Raw genomic sequence first — 1,416 nt, forward strand, 5'->3', positions numbered from 1 at the left:
GCGCATAGTCCGAGTCGGACTTTGGCGTTGAAAGATAGCTGTGGCGCAGTTTTGAGAGTGTTATTTTAGCCATTGATGCCTCACGCCGCGCGGCTGCCGTCAGGGGCAAAGTAGTAAGCCTGCGCGGGGTCCATGTAAAAATCGTGCAACTCACCCACGCGGTAGGGATGAACGCCGTGGGCCAGTGAGACCCAGCTGCCTGTGTCCGATCCGGTGCCCATGTCGAAATGGGCCGAGCTTTCAGAGCCGGACAGCTCGGTTACCTGAACTTGGCCCGACAGCTGCACCTGGGCGCCGTTTTTCGCCACAGGCAGCACGTGATGCGGGCGGATCGCGATGGTGTAGGTGCCATCGCTGAGGTTCGCTGCATCGCCGTTCAGTTCCCAGGTGACGCCTGCACCAAGGCGGGCCATGCTGCCCTGCTTGATGATCTCGGCGGTGTTGATCGGCGGGTCCGAGAACACCCGCGCCGCATCGACATTGCCGGGGTTGCGGTAGATCTCGGCGGTGGGGCCGAACTGGGTGACGCGGCCGTCACGCATCAGCGCGGTCTTGCCACCCAAGAGCAGCGCCTCTTCCGGTTCGGAGGTTGCGTAGACCACCACCGCGCCGCGCCCTGCAAACAGCTCGGGCAGTTGGTCGCGCAGCTCCTCGCGCAGTTTGTAGTCGAGGTTCGCCAGCGGCTCATCCAGGAACACCGCGCGGCTTTCCTTGGCAATCGCACGGGCCAGCGCGCAGCGCTGCTGCTGGCCGCCGGACAGCTCATGCGGGCGGCGGTGCAGCATTGGCTTCAGCTGCAGGATATCTGCGGCTTCCTCAACCCGGCCGGCGATTTCCGACTTGGCCATCCCGGCCACTTTCAGCGGCGATGCGATGTTCTCGTACACCGTCATATGCGGGTAGTTGATGAAGAACTGATGCACCAGGCTGATGTTGCGTTTCTGGGTGCTGAGACGGCTGACATCCTCGCCGTCCATGATCACCTGGCCGCTGGCCATCGGGTCGAGGCCCGCCATCAGTTTGATCAGTGAGGTCTTGCCGGAGCCGGTGGCGCCGAGAAGGACGTTGAAGTGACCGGGTTCCAGCACCAGCGAGGTGTCCTTGATGTGCTGAATAGCGCCGACGCGCTTGGTCACACCCTTAAGTTCGAGTGCCATCTTGCTTTGACTTTCTGGCAGGCGGCCTGTTTGCGCCCAGGTGCATGCGGGGGGGCGGGGGCGCGCAGTCTTTTGGGGAAGAAGGCCCCGAAGACGGGAAAGTGTCTCCGGGGCCCTGCAAAGCCCGGCCAATTGATGGGGATCGTTGGCCGGACCGGGAGGACAAGTTTACTCAGTCGCCCAGCGGGCTACCAGCTCGTCATAGTTGACGGTCTGGCCTGCGGGCTTCTCGTTCTCCAGCGGGGGCTTGGCACCGCCA

General features: G+C 63.3%; 1 protein-coding gene. It reads right to left on the reverse strand.

Annotation, left to right across the window (positions count from 1 at the left end; all coding sequences use genetic code 11):
* Positions 1-80 precede the first annotated feature (80 nt).
* Positions 81-1,157 carry an ABC transporter ATP-binding protein gene (locus A2I95_RS37785; protein ID WP_291737563.1) on the reverse strand — a complete coding sequence of 359 codons (1,077 nt, stop codon included), beginning with the start codon at positions 1,155-1,157 and terminating at the stop codon, positions 81-83.
* Positions 1,158-1,416 lie beyond the last annotated feature (259 nt).

It is taken from the genome of Leisingera sp. F5 (assembly GCF_001593695.1).